General features: G+C 41.8%; 18 protein-coding genes, 1 pseudogene and 1 riboswitch. Of the genes and pseudogenes, 7 read left to right on the top strand and 12 right to left on the bottom strand.

The window, feature by feature from the left end; translation table 11 throughout:
- Positions 1–8: 8 nt before the first annotated feature.
- The 3 genes from lpdA to QSV55_RS00825 form a co-directional block, all read right to left on the bottom strand.
- The gene (gene lpdA, locus QSV55_RS00835; protein WP_289650313.1) at positions 9–1,418 is read right to left on the bottom strand and encodes a dihydrolipoyl dehydrogenase; all 1,410 of its coding nucleotides are present in this window, start codon (positions 1,416–1,418) and stop codon (positions 9–11) included.
- A gap of 252 nt (positions 1,419–1,670) precedes the next feature.
- Positions 1,671–2,375, bottom strand: coding sequence for a CBS domain-containing protein (locus QSV55_RS00830; protein WP_289650312.1), 705 nt, complete (start codon positions 2,373–2,375; stop codon positions 1,671–1,673).
- 126 nt (positions 2,376–2,501) lie between these two features.
- Positions 2,502–3,332: a formate/nitrite transporter family protein gene (locus QSV55_RS00825; RefSeq protein ID WP_289650311.1), complete on the bottom strand. Its 831-nt coding sequence runs from the start codon at positions 3,330–3,332 to the stop codon at positions 2,502–2,504.
- A 343-nt stretch (positions 3,333–3,675) separates the two neighbouring features.
- Here QSV55_RS00825 and QSV55_RS00820 point away from each other — a divergent pair, with 343 nt between their 5' ends.
- The 3 genes from QSV55_RS00820 to QSV55_RS00810 all read left to right on the top strand — a co-directional run bounded on the left by QSV55_RS00820 (position 3,676) and on the right by QSV55_RS00810 (position 7,062).
- A complete protein-coding gene (locus QSV55_RS00820) occupies positions 3,676–5,031 on the top strand; it encodes a YhgE/Pip domain-containing protein (RefSeq protein ID WP_289650310.1) in 1,356 nt (451 codons plus the stop codon).
- A gap of 179 nt (positions 5,032–5,210) precedes the next feature.
- Positions 5,211–5,783 carry a winged helix-turn-helix domain-containing protein gene (locus QSV55_RS00815; protein WP_289650309.1) on the top strand — a complete coding sequence of 191 codons (573 nt, stop codon included), beginning with the start codon at positions 5,211–5,213 and terminating at the stop codon, positions 5,781–5,783.
- A gap of 85 nt (positions 5,784–5,868) precedes the next feature.
- A complete protein-coding gene (locus tag QSV55_RS00810) occupies positions 5,869–7,062 on the top strand; it encodes an MFS transporter (RefSeq protein ID WP_289650308.1) in 1,194 nt (397 codons plus the stop codon).
- On the opposite strand, the gene QSV55_RS00805 is transcribed toward QSV55_RS00810, so the two are convergent.
- On the bottom strand, positions 7,059–7,931 hold the full coding sequence (locus tag QSV55_RS00805; RefSeq protein WP_289650307.1) for a DMT family transporter: 873 nt from the start codon (positions 7,929–7,931) through the stop codon (positions 7,059–7,061). The two genes, QSV55_RS00810 and QSV55_RS00805, sit on opposite strands and share 4 nt — an antisense overlap.
- A 105-nt stretch (positions 7,932–8,036) precedes the next feature.
- On the opposite strand from QSV55_RS00805, the pseudogene QSV55_RS00800 reads away from it, so the two are divergent.
- Positions 8,037–8,213 (top strand): annotated as a pseudogene (locus tag QSV55_RS00800) (cupin domain-containing protein); the annotation flags it as partial.
- 26 nt (positions 8,214–8,239) lie between these two features.
- Here QSV55_RS00800 and QSV55_RS00795 read toward each other — a convergent pair.
- Together QSV55_RS00795 and QSV55_RS00790 are read right to left on the bottom strand one after the other, a co-directional pair.
- On the bottom strand, positions 8,240–9,595 hold the full coding sequence (locus tag QSV55_RS00795) for an MATE family efflux transporter (RefSeq protein ID WP_289650306.1): 1,356 nt from the start codon (positions 9,593–9,595) through the stop codon (positions 8,240–8,242).
- An 82-nt stretch (positions 9,596–9,677) separates the two neighbouring features.
- Complete coding sequence (locus QSV55_RS00790) at positions 9,678–10,097, bottom strand: MarR family winged helix-turn-helix transcriptional regulator (RefSeq protein ID WP_289650305.1); 420 nt, start codon at positions 10,095–10,097, stop codon at positions 9,678–9,680.
- A 147-nt stretch (positions 10,098–10,244) separates the two neighbouring features.
- Between QSV55_RS00790 and QSV55_RS00785 the strand changes: the two genes are divergently transcribed.
- Positions 10,245–11,087, top strand: coding sequence for a YitT family protein (locus QSV55_RS00785; RefSeq protein WP_289650304.1), 843 nt, complete (start codon positions 10,245–10,247; stop codon positions 11,085–11,087).
- A gap of 38 nt (positions 11,088–11,125) precedes the next feature.
- On the opposite strand, the gene brnQ is transcribed toward QSV55_RS00785, so the two are convergent.
- Both brnQ and QSV55_RS00775 read right to left on the bottom strand, forming a co-directional pair.
- The gene (brnQ, locus tag QSV55_RS00780; protein WP_289650303.1) at positions 11,126–12,484 is read right to left on the bottom strand and encodes a branched-chain amino acid transport system II carrier protein; all 1,359 of its coding nucleotides are present in this window, start codon (positions 12,482–12,484) and stop codon (positions 11,126–11,128) included.
- A 171-nt stretch (positions 12,485–12,655) separates the two neighbouring features.
- A complete protein-coding gene (locus QSV55_RS00775) occupies positions 12,656–13,468 on the bottom strand; it encodes an alpha/beta fold hydrolase (protein WP_289650302.1) in 813 nt (270 codons plus the stop codon).
- A gap of 165 nt (positions 13,469–13,633) precedes the next feature.
- On the opposite strand from QSV55_RS00775, the gene QSV55_RS00770 reads away from it, so the two are divergent.
- Positions 13,634–14,515 carry an RluA family pseudouridine synthase gene (locus QSV55_RS00770; protein ID WP_289650301.1) on the top strand — a complete coding sequence of 294 codons (882 nt, stop codon included), beginning with the start codon at positions 13,634–13,636 and terminating at the stop codon, positions 14,513–14,515.
- A 38-nt stretch (positions 14,516–14,553) separates the two neighbouring features.
- Here QSV55_RS00770 and arcD read toward each other — a convergent pair whose 3' ends face one another.
- The 4 genes from arcD to QSV55_RS00750 all read right to left on the bottom strand — a co-directional run bounded on the left by arcD (position 14,554) and on the right by QSV55_RS00750 (position 19,131).
- Complete coding sequence (gene arcD / locus QSV55_RS00765; protein ID WP_289650300.1) at positions 14,554–15,972, bottom strand: arginine-ornithine antiporter; 1,419 nt, start codon at positions 15,970–15,972, stop codon at positions 14,554–14,556.
- Between the two features lie 154 nt (positions 15,973–16,126).
- Positions 16,127–16,540, bottom strand: coding sequence for a DUF2188 domain-containing protein (locus tag QSV55_RS00760; RefSeq protein ID WP_289650298.1), 414 nt, complete (start codon positions 16,538–16,540; stop codon positions 16,127–16,129).
- A gap of 72 nt (positions 16,541–16,612) precedes the next feature.
- The gene (locus tag QSV55_RS00755) at positions 16,613–17,872 is read right to left on the bottom strand and encodes a Y-family DNA polymerase (RefSeq protein ID WP_289650297.1); all 1,260 of its coding nucleotides are present in this window, start codon (positions 17,870–17,872) and stop codon (positions 16,613–16,615) included.
- A 101-nt stretch (positions 17,873–17,973) separates the two neighbouring features.
- Entirely contained in the window at positions 17,974–19,131 is a 1,158-nt protein-coding gene (locus QSV55_RS00750) for an aminotransferase class I/II-fold pyridoxal phosphate-dependent enzyme (protein WP_289650296.1), read from the bottom strand.
- A gap of 68 nt (positions 19,132–19,199) precedes the next feature.
- Positions 19,200–19,305, bottom strand: a riboswitch (SAM riboswitch).
- A gap of 209 nt (positions 19,306–19,514) precedes the next feature.
- Between QSV55_RS00750 and QSV55_RS00745 the strand changes: the two genes are divergently transcribed.
- Positions 19,515–20,054, top strand: coding sequence for a TetR/AcrR family transcriptional regulator (locus tag QSV55_RS00745; RefSeq protein WP_289650295.1), 540 nt, complete (start codon positions 19,515–19,517; stop codon positions 20,052–20,054).
- The last annotated feature ends 1 nt before the right edge of the window (position 20,055 follow it).

The following is a 20,055-nucleotide window of genomic DNA, read 5'->3' as shown; positions in this document are numbered from 1 at the left end:
TCAACCTCCTATTTATGAATCGCCAGTCCGTAAGTATCCAGTGCTGCTTCCATCAGTGTCTCTGACATTGTTGGATGGGCATGAACTATATCACTTAATTCAAGCGCTGAGGCATTTAAATAGATGCTTGCAGTCGCTTCGCTGATCAGTTCCGTAGCATGCGGACCGATAATCGTCACACCGATAAGGTCATCCGTGTCTGCGTCGCGCAGCACTTCAACAAAGCCTTCTTCCTCTCCGTAAATGAGCGATTTGCCATTGCCCTTGAAATGAAACTTACCGACTTTGACATTCATATTTTCCGGGAAATTAGAGGCGTGATAACCCACACTCGCGATTTCGGGTTGTGTATAAGTACATTTCGGAATGTCATGGTAATGAAGAGGTGTCACTGTTTCACCGAGCAGATGACGTACAGCTAACTCCCCTTCTTTAGCTGCCACATGGGCCAGCTGCAATGTATCGATACAGTCACCGATCGCATAAATGTGACTTTCAGTCGTCTGATAATAATCATTGACCTTTATTCCGTTGTCATCGAACTGAATAGAGGTGTTCTGCAGTCCTATTCCCTTAACGTTCGGCGTCCGGCCCACGGCAACCATTACTTTGTCAAATTCCATCATCGCGTGCTCTGCTAATTCAAGCTGTACCGTCCCGGATTCTACCGCAGCACTTTTGACAGCTGTCTGTGTCATCACTCGAATACCCCGCGCTTCAAACTGTTTCTGCAGTTCTGTCGCAACAGCTACGCTTTCATTGATGAGGAGCCGCTCTGCGTACTCGATGATGGTGACCTCTACACCAAAACTGTTCAGAAGAGAAGCCCATTCCACACCGATGACCCCTCCGCCGATGACAGCCATCTTTTGCGGCAGTTCTTGCAGATGAAGCATGCCATTCGATGTCAGGATCAGTTTTTCATCTATCTCAACGTTCGGCAGTGTACGCGGAGAAGAACCTGTCGCAATAATGAGCTTTTTCGGCACAATGATCAGTTCCTCTTCATCTGAATCCGGAAAAGTGACAGCCACAGCCCCGGAGACAGGTGAGAAAATAGAAGGACCTAATATCGCCCCTTCTCCGTGATAGATTTTAATTTTATTTTTCTGGCATAAGGCCTTTACACCGGCATGCAGCTGCTCAACAATCCTGTTCTTCCGGTCCTGAACTTTCAGGAAATCAAAAGTTGCTGCATGACTTGAAATACCGAACTCATCAGCCCGTTTAACCGTGTCGTAAACTTCTGCGCTGCGCAGCAAGGCCTTTGTAGGAATACAGCCGCGGTGCAGACAAGTGCCACCGAGCTGTTCTTTTTCCACGATGATGACATCCTGTCCTTGCTTAGCCGCATGAATGGCCGCCACATATCCGCCTGTCCCTCCACCTAAAACGACTAAATCTGTCTCTAATACCATTCTGTCACTACCTTCCATTTCAGTTATCAAGTGCGTCTATCTTCACCGAAAATCTTTACGTTAATTATTCTAACACTTATTACCTGCTACTAGTAACTAATAACAATTTGGTTATTAATATTGTCACATTTTATTTCACTATTTTGCATTCTTATCTAGAGCTTATTCTTAATGATGAAGCGCCAAGAAGCCATCTGAAGATTCTCGTCAATAAAAACAGCTTTCCTAATATTTCAGGAAAGCTGTTTTTGTTTACAGATGTTCTATTACTTTCGGCATATCTCCTGGTGTAATAATCCCTGTAATATCTTCTCTATGCTCAATGACTCCTGTCTCAGAAATAAGCATCACCAGTTTTGAATGACCTTTCTGATTAATGCGCTCTATCATTTTTTTCTCTATTTCATAGAGTGGCATATCCTGTCTAATGATTTCATAAGATGCACCCTTATCATCTTTGGATAGCAGGTCACTGACTTTATACTTGTTCAGATCAAGCGGATTTTCCTGTCGTACAGATGACAGCCAGCTTGTGATGCCGTTGTCTGTCAGGATACCGAGGAAGCGTTGCCCCTGAAAGACTGGATACTGCGAGACATGATAGTCCTCCACCAGCTCCAGCACTTTCAGCAGACTGTCGGTTTCATTTAAACTGATCACTTCTTTGTTGAAGATACTGACAGTCGCCGGGTTCTCGAACTGTTGACGGATTTTCTTCAGCTTCTCGATGAATTCCGCTGTAGGCTCTGCTATATTAAAGGCTTCCTTCTTCTCATGAACAAGTAAATTGCGCAGCTCACGGGCCATATCAATATCTTCCTGATGTTCCTTAATGACTGGATGCTTCTCTTTCAGTTGATAGAAAAGCGAACCAAAATTATCATCCCGTTTGGTATTTTTCTTCATCGCTTCATGCAGTAAATTAAATTCTGTCAGAAACTGATCCAGGTTGCTCAATTATCTTCACTCCTTTAAGCTTTCTATACCCGCTTCCCCTATCATCACGGCCTTACAGTTGCTCCCATCCTTCTCATCACTCACTAAAAATACGAACCTTCAGAGAAGGTCCGTGTTTTCAGCTTTCTATTTTACTTTAACGATGTCGTCACGATGGCCATTCAAGTAAGCATAGACTAAACCGACGAAGATGCCGCCACCGATATAGTTACCGATGAACGCGAAGACAATATTTTTCAGGATATCCATCCATGAGATAGCGTCCGGATTGTAGAAAATCATACCGGCGAATAATCCCGCATTATAAACCACGTGTTCGTAGGCCATAAAGACGAATATGATCACACCGATACCGATGAAGAAGGCTTTCGCCAGTGCTTCTTTACACTGCATTGCAATAAAAATTCCAATATTGATAAAGAAGTTGGCAAAGATCCCTTTGATCATAATCGCCAGCCAGGTAGACTCGATTGTCTTAGCAGAGACTGTCTTTGTCAGCGCAGCTACCATTTCAGGCGTCATGACTTTAGTGCCTGTCATCATACCAAATAAGATAAAACCGCCAATAATATTACCTATAAAACAATACGTGAAGATTTTAGCGACTTTCCCCATTGAAATCGTCCGATAATAGAGACCTACTGTCAGATACATGAAGTTACTTGTTAAAAGTTCCGCTTTTGTCAGGACAATCATAACGAGCGCGATACTAAAGGCGATAGCACCCAAAATATTGACGAGACCATGACTTGCCCCTTCAAATTGTGTTTTGACAGCTAAAGAAAAGACGGCCATGATCGCCAGCAGAAAACCTGCTATTATCGCTTTTAAGATATAGCGGGCCGGTTCACGGTCGATGTTCACTTCTTTTAAAGCCACTTGCGTCAATGCTTCTCCGATGTTATCTGTGCTGGTAAAGGTGTCAGAAACGGACTTAACTGGTTTTTCAATTTGCATAAACGAATTCTCCTTTTGTGAATGTGTTAACATAATTTAATTTTACCACTTTCCAATTAAAAGAGAGGAATTATTTTGGCTATTTGAGCAAAAAGGACTGATCCTCATTTAAAGCTACCTGACGCTCTCTTCTCTGTTTACTACCCTACTTCCTTTTCCTACAAGCTTATTTTTATTGATACAGTCAATAATTTTTCGGTTTATTTTCTACTAATAGACATTTTTATAAAATATGTATTTTATTAAACGTAATTTCTATTATTGAGTATTGTGTTCTTTTTTAAAATTACTATAATATACATATCAATCATTAATCAACACATTGTTCAATAAGGAGGACAAGATGAAAATTTTAAAGAATAAACTGTTTTATATTCCATTAATTGCAGGGGCATTGCTCATCTGGATTATGTCGACAGCCTTCTATCCTGCATTCAATCCGAAACCGAAAGATCTGCCCATCGCCATCGTCAATATGGATAAAGGACTTGAAATCCAAGGTAAAAAGATGAATATCGGTGAAACATTCACAGATAAAATCAAAGATAATAAAGACTTGAATGAAACAGTGGACTTTATCGATGTGAAAGACAAAGACGCGCTGCAAGCAGGATTCGATAATAATGAGTATTACAGTGCTATTGTTATTCCATCCCACTTCACGGAAAATGCAACGAGCGCGATGCGCAGTGAAATTCAGACGGCTAAAAAAGCTGAAGCGAAGACGAAAGCCGAAAAAGCGCAGGCAGAATTAAAAGCGAAAGTCGTAAGCGGCGAAATCCCACCTCAGCAAGCACAGAAAATAGCGCAGGAAATGCAGAAGAAAATGCAGGAAATGCAGAAACAAAATGCAGACTTATTAAAACCGATCACCGTCAAGAAAGGGCAGCTTGAAGTGATCATCAACCAAGGAGCATCAAGCCAGGCGGCTACTATCAGCGATAAAATGCTGTCAGGTATGGGTGACAATATCAACAAAATGATCAGTCAACAAGCAGTAACACAACTCGATAAAAATAATATTAAAGTAGCAGCAGCTGATATGGATGCTGTTATGAATCCTGTTACTGTGAAACACACCACTTTAAATAAAATTCACGAGCACCAGGGCAATGGTATGGCTGGCATGCTGCTCTTCACACCTATCTGGATGGGCTCTCTTGTAACAGGCGTTCTGCTCTTCTTCGCGTTCCGTACCTCTGGTTTAATCACACAAGGTGAGCGTCTGAAAGCAACCCTGATGCAGACACTGATGGCCGCGGTCGCAGCAATCGTTTCAAGTGTGCTGGGTGTATGGTTCATTACACAAGTGCTCGATTTCTATATGCCAGACATCACACAGACGACAATGTTCATCGCTATTTCGATGTTCGGCTTCATCATGCTGATCCTCGGTGTCATGGCATGGCTCGGTATGAAAGCTATTCCAATCTTCGTGCTGCTGTTATTCTTCAGCATGCAGATGCTGACGCTGCCTAAACAGATGCTGAACGAGTTCTATCAGAAATATGTCTTAACATGGAACCCTTTCAGCTTCTACGCAGATGGTCTCCGTGAACTGATCTACTTGAATAAAGACTTAACACTCAATACACCTGTACTAGTGATGATCGGCTTCGCCTGTTTCGGTCTTGCCTCATCATTGCTGGCGGCAGCTGTTCGTAAACATAGTACAAAACGTGCAGAAGTGCCTGCATAACAGGAAAACCGATTTCTCTTCAATAGAATCTTATTTTCTCTTCCAGAACACAGATAGAAACTATATTTTTTCAAATACCTATGAAAAAATATTAATAACCTTCCTGTTATACCAACTGGAAGGTTATTTAAATTACCTTTTATGATAAAATATTTTTAATCTATAAAAGGGTGATTAGAATGAGCAATGAAGTCCTAAAAGTATTAATTGATGAAAAAGCAACAAAAATTGTGGATTTAACTAAGCAAGAACCAAAGACTACTAAACAGCTGGCTAAGCTTCTTGGTGTCAAAAATTCAAATTTATATTATCCTATTAAAAAATTATTAGAAGTAAATGCACTTAAAATCGTAGATGAACGTCAAGTTAAAAATATGACCGAATATTATTATTCGAGTGCACATTTAGCTACTGAAGCTATTAACTTTGATTTTCCATTTATTACTGAAAACTTTGATCAGCTCGTTGCTTTGAACATGCTTAATGTTAATAAAGTGTTTGATGCTATGGCTTATGACGTCGAAGTAAATATGGGGAAAACTAAAGAAGAAATTAAAAATATGGATGAACCTAATACAGCTACTTTTTCGAGTATGGAAGTAAAGATTCCTTATAAAGAATGGAATCATTTACTATCTGATATGAGAAAGCTAGTAAGTGATTATAAGGAAAAGTATGAGGATGAAACACTTCCTGGTTACTCTATTTATCTTGCGAGTTGCAAGAATGTATTGAATGACGATGAACTTTAAGTAAGTTCATCGTTTTTTCTTTAATTGACAATTATTTATTTATCGATAAAATATATTTTAACAATAAATAATTGGAGATGATATTATGAGAAGTAAAGATTTCTTGCTAGCAGGGCGTTTGATTTCATGTTTTGGAGACTCCCTTTATTCTGTTGCTATTATGTGGTATGTATTTGAGGTTACACGAGATTCTTTGATAACAGGGCTTGCTTCATCAATATTAATGTTGCCTATGGTACTTTCAGTATTTGCCGGTCCAATTATCGATCATTTCAATCGCAAACACTTAATGCTATTAGCACAATTTATCCAAATGATATTAATGGCAACTATTACAATATTATTTTACTTTGAATTAATGCCCCTTCCATTACTTATTTTTAGTTTCTTTATTATTGGAATGCTTGAAATTTTTGAAGGAAATGCAGAACACGCTCTATCTCCTACAATAATGAATGAAGAAGAACTTGTTAGATTTAACAGCATAGTTGTAACAGGGAATTTATTAATCAGTTCTATCGCTAAAGCTTTCTGTATTTTTATCATACTTTCTACTAGCATTGAAAGTATTTATATCATCAATTTTTTTACATTTTTGTTTGCTGTTTTGTTATTCTCTAAAGTGAAATATAAACATAGAGAACAAGGTGCATTAAATCTAAAAATGTATCATCAATCTATAGTAGAAGGCATTAGTTATTTTAAACGCTTTGGTTTAATTTGGTTAGCTTTTCCTGCGATGATAGCCAACTTTACAAGCGCAATGAGTCAAGCTGTATTACCTGCATTTACATACGAAAAAGGTGGAGATTCAGCTTATGGATATTTCCTTACATCTTTGGTGATTTTCGGTGCAATAGGTTCCTTACTCACACCTAAATTAAAAAATATAGATATTAATCTGAAAATTATTATTGCACCTCTACTATCTGGTTTATTCATATTTTTGTCAGCTAATTTTAATCATTATTTTTTATCGATGCTAATGTACGGGTTGTCTGCCTTACCCTTGGTAATTATGAATATCACAACTTCTACTTACATTCAAACTCATGTAGACAACCATATTCTTTCAAGAGTAGGAACTATTCTGAGTGCTATCTGTACAATTGTCATGCCATTTGGCGCCCTATTTGGTGGGTGGCTGGGTAAAACAACAAGACCTGAATTTCCCCTATATATGACAGCTCTTGGTTTTTTCGTCCTTGCTCTAATTTTTCTGAGTAGAAAGCTGATGGGTAAGAACGTAATCGCTATTTCCAAAGAACCTCTGGCTTAATCACCTCTGCTGAACCAGATAAATACTGCCTGTCCGATAAGAATAATGGTGATGCCGATAAACTGGTTGATCGATATGCCTTCATTCAGGAAGATATAGCCCAGCAGACAGGTGCCGATTACTTCTCCGAGTATTGCCATGGAAATAACAGTTGTGCTCAGCCATCTGATGAGGAAATTAAAGATCGTCTGTCCCATAATGGTCGCAAATAAGGCAAGTGCCAGGAGGTAAAGCCATGTCTCTGCACTGTAATGCGTCAGGTTACTGCGAGTGATCAGACAGTAGATTAAAAGAAAAATAGCACTGCTGCCGTAACTCAGAACAGAATAGGCAATAAGACCAGAGTGCTTACGCGTACTCTGACCGATAAAGAAATAGACTGTAATGACCGCGGCTGCGATCAGAGCGAGTATATCTCCTATTAGAGCCGTTGTACTCAGCTGCATATCACGGTAGCCGATAAGAAAGCAACCCATGATCGCGATGAGGATGCCGATCAACGCTTTATTATTCAATCGTTCCTGATAAAGATAGTAACCGCCTACCACTGCAAACAGCGGCTGCAGAGTGACAATGACTGTGGAACTCGCCACTGATGTATAATCAAGCGACTGAAACCATAGAATATAATGAACGGCTAATAAAATACCGCCGACAAATATCAGTCCTAATTTTTTTCTGCTACAGCTGCGGATTTCCTGTCTGATTCGATGATCACCCAGTGCGAAAGGCAGCAACATGGCTGTCGAGAACAGCATACGATAGAACGCTGTCACTTCCGGAGGTGCAGCGGCCAGCTTCACAAAGATAGCTGAAGATGATAAAAATAGAACGCCTAGAATAAGCAGAATAAATTGTTTTCCTTTCAAAACGGTTCTCCCCTTTGTACACTATATTAAACAAGTTTATTGTATAGTATACGAAGTCTAATCACTATCTTATTCTGCCAGATTTAGTATGTTGTCTTTTTTACAAAAGAAGAAATCGCCGTCATTATGAATGGGCATATTCAGGTAGAACTGAAAGGGACAACCTACCGACTCAGTGAAGGTGATGTCGTAAGAATTCCGAAACACATCAGACATCGCTTTATCAATGATAGTGAGGATTTTGTGAAAGTACTGTTTGTTCTTACTCCTTCATTCTATTAAAGAAACCAAGTGCGTCTGCACTTGGTTTATTCTTCGATTAATTGATCTGTATCAACGACGAATTCATCACGCATAAAATAGACAATCGCCATAGCAAGCAAGGCGACAAGCGCTTCTGAGATAAAGAATGTCCAGATGACACCGTTCAGCTGGAAGAGAGAGTTCATGATGTTAATAACCACGATAATGATAACAGCAGGTGACACCGCCATAATCATGGATGCTCTGCCGAGTCCTGCTGCCTGCATCATTCCAATCAGCATAAAGCCAATACCATTCATGAAAAGTGAAGCCGACGTAATCTTCAGCATAAACACTGCCTCTGCGATAATATGCGGATCATTCGTGAACTGACTGACAATCGGTGTGCCAAAGAATATAACAACCGCCATACTTAAACCGACTAAGACAACGATAGTACCGATAATATACCAGACCGCCTGTTTCATTCGCTGTTTATTACTCATATAGTTATAGGCAATTAATGGCACTACCCCTTCACAGAGTCCCATAACAATGAGTTCAGGAAATTGAATCAATTTAAACTGAATACCATATGCTGCAACTGCGGAATTGCCGTATGATGTCAGAAACATATTGAGTACAAGTCCGCTGAACCCCATTAAGACGCTCATCAGAAAAGCAGGAATACCAATCTTCATAATTTCTTGTAACATTGTATCGGAAGGTTTAAAGTCTGAGAACTTGAGAGACAGGACACTACTCTTCCGCTGAATATAGACCATGTAAATGATGATGGCTACAATATTGGAGATAAGTGTACCAAGTGCCGCACCGCGGATATCCAGATGGAAGCCGAAAATAAAAATAGGATCTAATATCATGTTAATAAGAACGCTTGCAACCATGCCTACCATTGACATCATCGGTGAGCCTTCTGCGCGCATTAGTTGTTCAAGTGCAAAGAACAGAATAACAGCCGGTGTACCGAGCAGCATGATGAATAAATAATGTGTTGTATAAGTAAGTGTTTTACCTGTTGCACCTAAGAACAGAGCAATCTGATGAGTGAATGGCAAGGTCAATGCAAGCGTCAACAGACCTAAAATAGCCGAAATATAAATCACGACGCTTGCGACTTTCTTCGTTTCCCTATACTGCTTATTCCCCAGTAATCTTGAAATAAAGGTGCCGCCTCCGACACCCATAAGATTACCTATTCCCATCTGAAGGGCAAAGACCGGTGTTGCCAGTGTAATCGCTGCAATCATATGGCTGTTATTCAGGAAGCCGATAAAGTAGATGTTTAAAATACCATACACTACACTCAGTAGCATCGCAATAATCATAGGTAATGAGAAGTGAAGAATTGATTGACCAATAGGTGCTTTTTCAAAATAATAAAGTTGTTCGTCTTTCATATAGAAAACTCCTTTAGTGTCTTTTTTAGTTAGTCTTCTTATAATTAGATATCTAAGTATATAGTTAAAATGATGCGCGGCATCATTTTAAATTAGCAGTCATTCGCTCAAGAAATTCTTCGAGCATCGCTTTTTCTGCTTTAGAGAAGCCCTTGACTAAATCTCCTTCAACATCTTCGAAGACCGTGTCAAATGACTCGACGAGATGTCTCCCTTCATCTGTTAGTAATAAAATTTTTTTCCGTTCGTCGCTGGCATTTGTTTTTCTGATTAATAATCCACGCTGTTCTAAGTTTCTAACGCTATTGCTGATAGACGAACCTCTTCTTTGAAAAACGCGTTCCAGATCATTCTGACTGAGTTGCTTATCCTCAAAACGATAAATATAGGAAAGTGTATGACCCTGCTCGGCAGTCACACCAAATTCATCGAGTTTACGATCTGCCGCTTGCTTCATCTGATGACTTAATGTTCGAAGTAAAAACTGATAAGTTAGTTTCATCTCCATCCCCCTTTAGTTAGATATCTACGTATCAGTATACGCATCATTTTCAAAGTGTCAACCTTTTTAGTTAGTATACTAACTAAATTAATTCTGTGTGTTCCTTTGCTATAATGAAATTAATCTATTTCGTGAAGGAGATTCCATATGCGTATCCAAGATCACTTTGTTTTTAAGCTGTTAGTGACTATTGTCGGGTCATTTATCATCGGCATCAGCTTTAATTTATTTCTACTTCCTCATCACGTGCTCAGCAGCGGTTTAAGTGGAGTTGCTTTACTTGTTCATATCCTGACTTCCCTGGATACCGGGCTGATCAATTTACTGATCAATCTACCTCTCGTGATCCTCGGCTTCTTAAAACTGCCTCGTCAGGTTATGATTCAGACGATATTAAGTGTGGGCTTTGTGTCGTTCTTCTTATCCCTTATCCCGGTGACACAAATATCCACGGAGCCTGTGATTGATGTTATTTTTGGTGGTGTCCTCTGCGGTCTCGGGGTCGGGGTTATTTTGAAATATTCCGGCACAACAGGGGGGATGGATATCATTGCCATGATCATCTCGCAGCACAGCAATATTTCTATCGGTGCCGTGATGACGGCTTTAAACGGTATTATTGTACTCTGCTCAGGCTTTTTTCTCGGTTGGAGCAATGCACTGACGACTTTACTTTCTATTTATATCACCGGTAAAGCTATTGATACCATCTTCACTTCACACATCAAACTGACTGTCAATATTGTGACGACTGAAGGAGAAGCAGTCAGACAGGCGCTCATTGCCTCTATTACACGCGGCATGACTATTACCGATACATATGGCGGCTATACCCGGAATCCTACTCAGACGATTATGATGGTACTGACCCGCTATGAACTCCAGGATGCCATTCGAGTCGCTAAAGAAGTCGATCCCAACTGTTTTATCAATGTCTATGAGACAACAGAAGTCCACGGGCATTTTGCAAAGCCTGGTTCGCAGAAATAACCATTGAAAAGAAGCCTGGAGATTCTCCAGGCTTCTTTTTACAGGCTGCTGTTCAATTGTGGTTTACGCGTTTTATAAATGATAAAGCCGATAACAAAACCGAGGACAGCTGGAAGCACCCAGCCCATACCGATTGAAAAGAAAGGCAGATAATGATTGCCGAAGTTGATGATGCTTTCTGCAAATGCCGTCTTACTCAGAAAAGCAGGACTTGCTTTAATACCATCAATAAGCGCTGCAACCAGTGTAAAGTAGATAGTTGCCTGATAGACCACTTTCGAATCATGGTACAGACCGCTGAAAAGCGTCAGCAATATCAGAACGATAGAAAGCGGATATAAGAACATCAGCACTGGGATTGAATACGCGATAATCTGCGTTAATCCGACATTCGCGATGATAAAGGCCACAAGACTCACGACTGTCGCAAACGTGATATATTTCTGACTTGGAAACAGTTCTACAAATGTTTCAGAGAATGCTGTAATCAAGCCGATTGCGGTTTTCAAGCAGGCTACAATGATAATCAGTGACAACAGGATAATGCCATAGTCACCTAAATAATACTGTGCAATCTGAGCGAGAGCGATGCCCCCATTATCACTGACTTCGAACTTCCCTAAACTCATCGTCCCCATAACAGCGAGCAGTGTATAGATCAGTCCCATCAGAATCACTGTAATCAGTCCTGACTTAAGCGTTTCTTTGGCGATGGTCTTAGGATCAGTGATGCCCAGCTTCTTAATCGTTGTCACGATGATGATACCGAACGCGAGTGACGCCAGCGCATCCAGTGTATTATAGCCGTCAATGAAGCCTTTCAACAGGACAGAATCCTGATAGCCAGACGAGACAGCTGCCTCCTGGATTCCCCCCATCGGACGCACCATTGCCAGCAGAATCAGCAAGCCGAGGAGGACCAGGAAAACCGGATTCAGGAATTTACCGATGTAATCCAGAATCTTTGACGGGCGACGTGCAAAGAACCAGGCAACAATGAAGAAAATACCGCTGAATAATGCCAGGTATAACCCGATTGATTCCTTTGGCAGCGCAGCGCCGAATGCAATCTCAAAAGAAGTCGTCGCCAGTCTCGGCAGGGCGAAGAAAGGTCCGATGACCAGATAGAGCAGAATGGTGAAGATATAGGCATAGGTTTTATTGACCCGGTTGGCAATATCGAAAAGGCCGTTTGTCTTGGAGACACCGATGGCGATAATACCGAGAAAAGGTAAGCCAATCGCGGTGATCAGAAAGCCGAGATTGGCCATCAAGACATTTGAACCTGCTGTCTGTCCAAGGTGAATCGGGAAAATCAGATTCCCTGCACCGAAGAACAGACCGAATAGCATCGATCCGATAAACATGTTTTCTTTAAAGGTAAGTTTTGATTTCATAATCATATCCTCCATATTAGTCATTCATTAAACCCGTTGCTTGCGTGGAAGAATTTACTGATGAAATCTCTTTCCCTTTAACGTGGTAATGTAATTATTCCTTATTATAGTATAAAAATCAGAAAATTTAAATAAAATATTTGCTTATAATCCGTTATATTGAGTGCTTTTTTATGAGCGCTGGCGTGATAAGAAAGGGATGATCAACTGGTTCAATTGGTCTCCATGCGTTTCAGGCAGCCAGTGACCCCCTGCTATTTCGTAGTAGTCAAAGGAGCCATACACGTATTTTTCTGATCCTTTCATCTGCGCTGTTGTCAATGCAGGATCCTGGGTCCCGATGATGCCCATGACCGGTACATTTACCGTCTCTATTCCTGCCGTGATTGACTTCAAGTTATGACGGTACCAGTTCAGTCCTGCAGACAGACGCCCAGGACGTGTTAAATCCATATACCAGTGCTGATGAAGTCTGTCATCTTCTGCCATCTTGGTGAGCACTTTATAATCACCTGCTGCCAGCACCCGTTCTGCCACACCTGGTATGACAAACAGACCGATATAACTGCCTTTGACTAGCTGTTTGAGTCCTCCGCTGCGCAGATATCCATTCGGGTGGCCCACACTGAGCGCCGTATAGCTGATCACCTGCGCCTCGTAGTGAGCAGCGAGGTACCAGCCGAGAAAAGCGCCCCAGTCATGACCGATGACATGCGCCCGAGAAATGCCTAATTGAGTAAGTAATGAGAACATATCTGCCGCTGAATCCTGAATCCGGTAACTGGCAGCGACTTCAGTATTGCCATAACCTCGCAAGTCAGGCACTATAACGCGGTAGCCTTGTTGAGTCAGCTCTGGAATCATCTGATACCAGAGTTTCTTAGAATCAGGAAAACCATGCAGTAACAAGACAGGTGTTCCTTGTCCTTCATCGACAAATTCATATTGAATATTGTTAATCATCAATTGTTTAACGTGAAACATAAGAGACCCTCCTTTTGAAATCCATGTCTTACTCCTCATCGCTATCCAATGCACTTCAACCATAGTGAAACCTGCTTTAAAAGTCAACTAATCACTCAGTGAAATTCATTTATAATAGTGGCATCCTGTGCTATGCTTGAATGAATATAAAAGAAGGAAGTTATGATGAAGAATCCAAGAGAAAATCATGAGCAGTGGACCGTTAAAGAAGAGAATGAATTACTGAAATTTTTATTTGAGCGAATGGCTGATAGAAGCAAGAAGTCAGTCAGAGCTATACTCGCCAGAGGACAAGTCTTCGTCAATGATCAATCGACCAGTCAATTTAATGAGATACTTAAGCCGGGTGACATCGTCGCTATTCGTCTCGATGCCCCAAATAAAAAAGTATCGCTGCGCGGTGTCAAGATTCTGCATGAAGATGCAGACCTTATTGTCATTGATAAAGAAGCAGGGCTGTTATCGATTGCCACCCATAATGAAAAGGATAGAACAGCCTATCACATCCTGTCAGAATATGTGAAGCAAGCCCATCCGAGAAATCGTATTTTTGTGGTCCATCGCTTAGACCGTGAAACTTCCGGTGTCATGGTTTATGCCAAGAATCCAAAGGCGCAGCAGATTCTGCAGAACAACTGGAAACGCCTTGTAACAGAGAGGACTTATCTGGCCCTTGTTGAAGGTCGGGTAACTGAAAACGGGACGATCACAAGCTTCCTTTCTGAGGATAACACACTCAAGATGCGCTCGAGTCAAAACGCGAAGCACGGTAAAAAAGCAACCACCCATTACACTGTCTTTAAAACAAGCCGTAAACAGACATTACTGAAAGTCAATCTGGACACCGGCCGTAAAAACCAGATTCGTATCCATATGCAGGAGTTAGGCCATCCGATTGTCGGCGATAAGAAATACGGGGCAACGACTCATCCGTTCAGACGGTTAGGGTTACATGCTCATATTCTTGCCTTCACACATCCTATCACTCATCAACCACTGCATTTTCAGTCTCCCGTGCCACCGATATTTATGACGCAGTTTAAATAGAAGACAGCAGAACATCATATTGTTCTGCTGTCTTCTGTTTAGAAACCTGATATTTGCCCCTTGATAATGAAATATATACCTATTAAGGCGAGCAATGTGATAATCCCAAATAAGCTTTTATCTATTTTTGTAATTGATCTGCCGTGCAGCTTCTGGACATGACGGTACACAAATATTCCCGGGAAATAAAGGATCATCGTCAACAGGAGATATTCAAGACCTGCAGCATAGATAAGCCATATTGTATAAACAGAAGCGACTGACCCTATTAACATCTGCTTACGGGAACGCTGTCTGCTGAACTTCAGCTGATAGAATGCACTGAATGCATAAGGTAACAAGGCCGCTGAAGATGCCAGGCTAAATGCAAAGTTATAGGCCTTATCCGTAAAGAGTAACGTGAAGAAGAACAGTTGAACAATCAGGCTTGTCATCAGCATAGAATTGACAGGTGCATGATTGTCATTATCTTTACCGAACCAGGCCGGGAAGATATCATCTTTGGCAGCCAGATAAGGTACTTCTGCAGCAAGTAATGACCAGCCGAGCCATGCACCCATAACAGAGATGATCAAACCGATATTGATCACTGCTGCTCCCCATTTACCGACAACATGTCCCATTACTTCCGCCATTGATGGGTTGCTGAGCTCACTTATCTGATTCTGGATAATGATGCCCTGTGAAAGAATCGTAATCATCATATAGATGATAAGCACACTAATAAGACCGATAATAGTCGCCTTGCCGACATCACTCCGTCGTTTCGCACGACTTGAGAAGATAACCGCCCCTTCTATACCTAGAAAGACCCAGACGGTTACAAGCATCGTACTTTTAACCTGAACCATCACATCATGAATGTCAAATTCTTTTGGTCCATGTTCTGTCATACCATAGAAACCCGTCATAAATGTATCGAAATTAAACGCAATAACCATCACGACTAAAAATAAGAACAGGGGAATCATTTTAGCAACTGTCACAATCATATTGATAATCGTTGCGTTCTTGACACCTCGGGAAATCAATAGAAAGACACTCCACAACAAGAGTGAAGCCACTATGATGCTCGGTACATTACTGCCACCTTTGAACATCGGCAGAAAATGTCCGACGGCTGTCATCAGTAATGTGCCATACGCGACGTTCCCCAGTAATGCACTAAACCAGTAGCCCCACGCAGAATTAAATCCCATGTAATCACCAAATCCGGCCTGAGCATAACTATAGATACCACCGTCAAGATCCGGTCTGACATTCGTCAGGTTCTGAAAGCTGAGCCCTAACGCTATCATCCCTATCCCTGTAATCAGCCAGCCGATGATAATGGCAAGCCCTCCTGCCTGAGCACCCATATCACTGATCAGGTTAAAGGCACCGCCCCCGATCATGGTCCCTACTACCATCGCAATGAGCGCGAATAAACCTAACTTCTTATCTTTTACTTCGCCCAATTCTCTCCACCTCAATCAATTAAATACCATTTTGTCCGACTCATCCTATGAGTAAATTTTTTTATCGACTTCTCCCTTTACCCATTTAAACAACTAAATAGTGCTGAAGTCCAATAAAATACCCCTAATCTCTTAACAGATCAGGGGTAAGTCATCATTCATTCTTATTATGCTGAACTACTTTTACACCTTTATTGTCAGCGATTTCTTTAGCCCGCTTCAATGCTGTCTGTTTTGTCTCATGAGTTGAATCGGCACGCTTAGCACCTTGTGTCTTCACATGCCATTTATCATCCTTGAAGAAAATCTCCACATCGTGATTCATTAGTTCCGGCTGGGCTGAAGGATCTTTTTTATGCTGGGTAATCTTCTTATTTTTCAGTTCATCCAGTTCTTCTTTTGATGCTTCTTTATACCAATCTTTCGCCTGCTTGGTCGCGATAGGAATCAGATCTTCTTCCTTGTAGCCGTCTATCAGCATCGCATTACCAATATCGATAGCTTTCTTCCGTTCAAGTTCCTCAAAGTTCTTCCAGCTGGCCGGGTAATCGTTCATTGTCCACATCATGATCACTCCCATTCTATTGTTATTCTTTCAATAGCCTGTTTGAGAGATATTAATCTTCCAGCCGAGAAATTCTTACCCTTTATGGCCCGCAATGAGTCCTTTCCGGAGACGGAGAGTACCGCTCTCTGTCAGGGATGACGCCCGCATGACGATCTCTTTGCCATACTTACGGCGAAGCTCATCCAGATAACTTTCTATAATCTCCCGCTTCACTTCTTCCGGTGCCTCAAAGAGATTCATCTGTCTCAGCCGACTGTCACGCAGATTGCTGAACGAGACGCCTACTGTTCTGAACAGACGGTCTGTCTCGGCATATTCTTCTAAATACCGCCATATCAGGCTGACTACCTGCATGGTCGATGTGAAGTAATCTTTCTTGGTGAATTGTTTATGAATGCCTCCCTTATCTGCATAGCCCACAGTAAAAGCAATCGTTGTCGGATACAGCTTTTTCTCCCTGACCCGATAGAAGACTTCATCTATCTGTTCACTGATGACGGTCTTCAGTTCATGAAACTGATAATCACGCATCAAAATCTGCGACTTCCCGTAAGATTTCCCTTTGATGACATGGGGCCGCCGAATGATACTTTCATCTATTCCATTCGCATGCAGATGCAGGTCAACGCCGAGAATGCCAAAATCACGCTTCAAATATTCAACTGGATAATGGGCCAGGTCACCGATACGGAAGATACCTTTCTTATTCAGTTTCTTCTCCGTCCGCTTATTGATCCCCCACATCTCAGTCAACGGTTCTACATCCCACAGCTTGCGTGGCACGTCATGATACCGCCATTCAGCGACACCTTCACTTGTGCGTTTCGCTTCGAGATCCATAGCAAGCTTGGCCAGAAGTGGATTTGAACCGATGCCTATAGTACTGAATATCTGCGTCTTGTTATAGATCTCCTGCTGCAGAATGCGGGCCATGTGAGAAGGCGTCTGTGCGAACAGATGATAGGAATCTGTAATATCCATGAAGAATTCATCAATACTATACTGATGGAAATCTTCCGGCGCCACATATTGCAGGGCGATAGCTGAAATCCGACTCGATACTTGAATATACTTCAGCATCGACGGGTTAATGATATAAATATCTGAACGATGCGGTATCTCAAATAATCTCGAACCCGTTTTAATTCCCAACGCTTTCAAGGGTGGCGTTGCAGCCAGCACAACAGATCCCTGCCGCTTTGTATCTCCGACAACAGCCAGTTTAGTTGTCAGTGGGTTCAGTCCTTTTTCGATACACGAGACCGATGCAAAGAAGCTTTTAAGGTCAATACAGAGTACATCACGAGCATTGCATTGATAATAGTCATACATTCCCCCACCTCATTTATGAGTCCATTGTATAAGGGAACATATGTTCGTGTAAAGTAGTATGAAGTCCTTTTCTTCAAAAAAATAATTAACTTGAGACTCCGTTATTGATAGAGGCCTGCTGTTTCCTTGAGCCTGATGAGCAACTCTTCTATCTCCTCGTCACTGATTGCAAGTGAGATCCGAATATAATCATCACCGTTTGAACCGAATGGTAGCCCCGGTGTCGTCAGGATGGACTGTGTTTTCAGCAGATAATCGACGTATTCTTCACTTTTATAGCCGGGCGGGATTCTAAGCCACAGGAAGATGCCGCCCTGCATCGGTTCAAACGGGATGCCTGCCTCAGTGAGAAAGTCTGTAACTTGATCTCTACGCTTTCTGAAAATCGCGTTCTGTGTCTCTAAAAAAGGTTCCCCTAATTTCAGTGCACTGACCGCCGCTTCCTGAACGACCCCCCACATCCCTACTTGTGTATGATCCTGATAATAATTGAGGGCACCGATGATATCTTTATTGCCGACAGCAAAACCTATCCGTACACCTGACATATTGAAACCTTTGGAGAGTGAATAAATCTCGACTGCTACGTCCTTCGCGCCTGGCGACTGCAGAATGCTCGGATTTTTAGCATCAAAGCCGAATGCCGCATAGGCGAAGTCGTGGACAATCTTTGTCTGCGTCCCTCTGAAACGCCGGACGACAGCATCGAACCCTGCACGAGTCGCAACTGCCCCTGTCGGGTTGCTCGGATAATTAAGGTAGATGAGACGTGTATCTGCTAATACGGCAGAATCAAGGGCATCAAAGTCCGGCCAGTAATGGTTGGCGGGCTGGAGCGGCAGTTCATAGGCCGTGCCACGGGCCAGCTTCACACCAGCAAGATAATCAGTGTAACCCGGGTTCGGCAGCAGAACGCCTTCACCCGGTTCAATCACACAAAGCGGCAAGTTGACCAGCCCGTTTTTCGTCCCGTAAAGAATACAGATCTCCTCATCTTTATCCAGCTCAACCCCATAAGTATCTAAATAGAATTTCTGGATGGCTTCTTTCAACGCTTCCTTACCACGGAAAACACCATATTTATTATTCGCAGGCTCCTGTACTGCGGACTGAATCGTCTCGAGTACTTCTGCCGGAACTTTCTGATCGGGTATACCGACCGCTGTGTTGATAAGCGGTTTGCTGCCGATATCGAGCTTTCTGCCCATCGTCTTGCCAAAATAACTTTCTGGTATAGAATCAAGTAATTTAGAACGCATTTCCTCTCCCCTTCTTCTTCAATCGAAATAAAAAACGTCATTACTTCGCAGCAATGACGTCAGAAAATCACTTATCTGCCAAGCTGTCGCTTGATGGATTTAGCACAGTACTCTCAGATGAGCCTGCTGCTGAGATTTCACAGGGCCAGTTCCCTCCATCTCTCTGGATAAGACATATTTAAATGATTGTTATCAATATAGTATTAAACAGTGACGTTGTCAAACAGATTTCGTGCGAGCTGCACTGGACGCTTTATCGATCAAATGGCTCATGCATTCTGCTGTTATTTTTTAATTTTCAGTTGTGCAAATTGAAGATAAGCATTATAATCTTGAAAGTAAACGGAAAACTCTCCGTTTAATTTCCAGTAAAGGACTTAATGATGAGACAGGATGCACAGGATAACTATAACAGCATAAAAACAACTGCCGCTGCACTTTTTGAAATGTATGGGGTGGAACAGGTCAGTATGAACCAGATTGCGCAAACACTCCAGATTGGTGCGGGTACCTTATATCGTCATTTCAAGGATAAGGGCGTGCTATGCTTCAGCTTACTGGAGGAGGACTTTGATCATCTCTTTACATCTTTTGATCATATTCAATCTTCTGATAAGGATAAACGCGAACAATTAAGCGAGATGCTGACATTGATGCTCGAATTCAAACGCGACAATGAAGACCTTCTGCTTTGCATTGAAAAGCACGAAATGCGCTCCCTCTTTAAAGAGACAGACTATTATAAGACACTCTATCAGTATTTTGAGACTATTTTCGCTTCACATGACCAACCTCAGTTCAAGACAGACATGCTGCTCAATGCGTTGACTACAAGAAGCTATCAATATCAGACGCATTTCCGCCATGTTGACCTTGATACTTTCAAGTCCAATTTGATGGCATTATTTTATCCATATTCCTAAT

It is taken from the genome of Macrococcus bovicus, assembly GCF_030376725.1.
Lineage (GTDB): Bacteria > Bacillota > Bacilli > Staphylococcales > Staphylococcaceae > Macrococcus > Macrococcus bovicus.
This window is presented reverse-complemented; position numbering and strand designations above follow the sequence as displayed.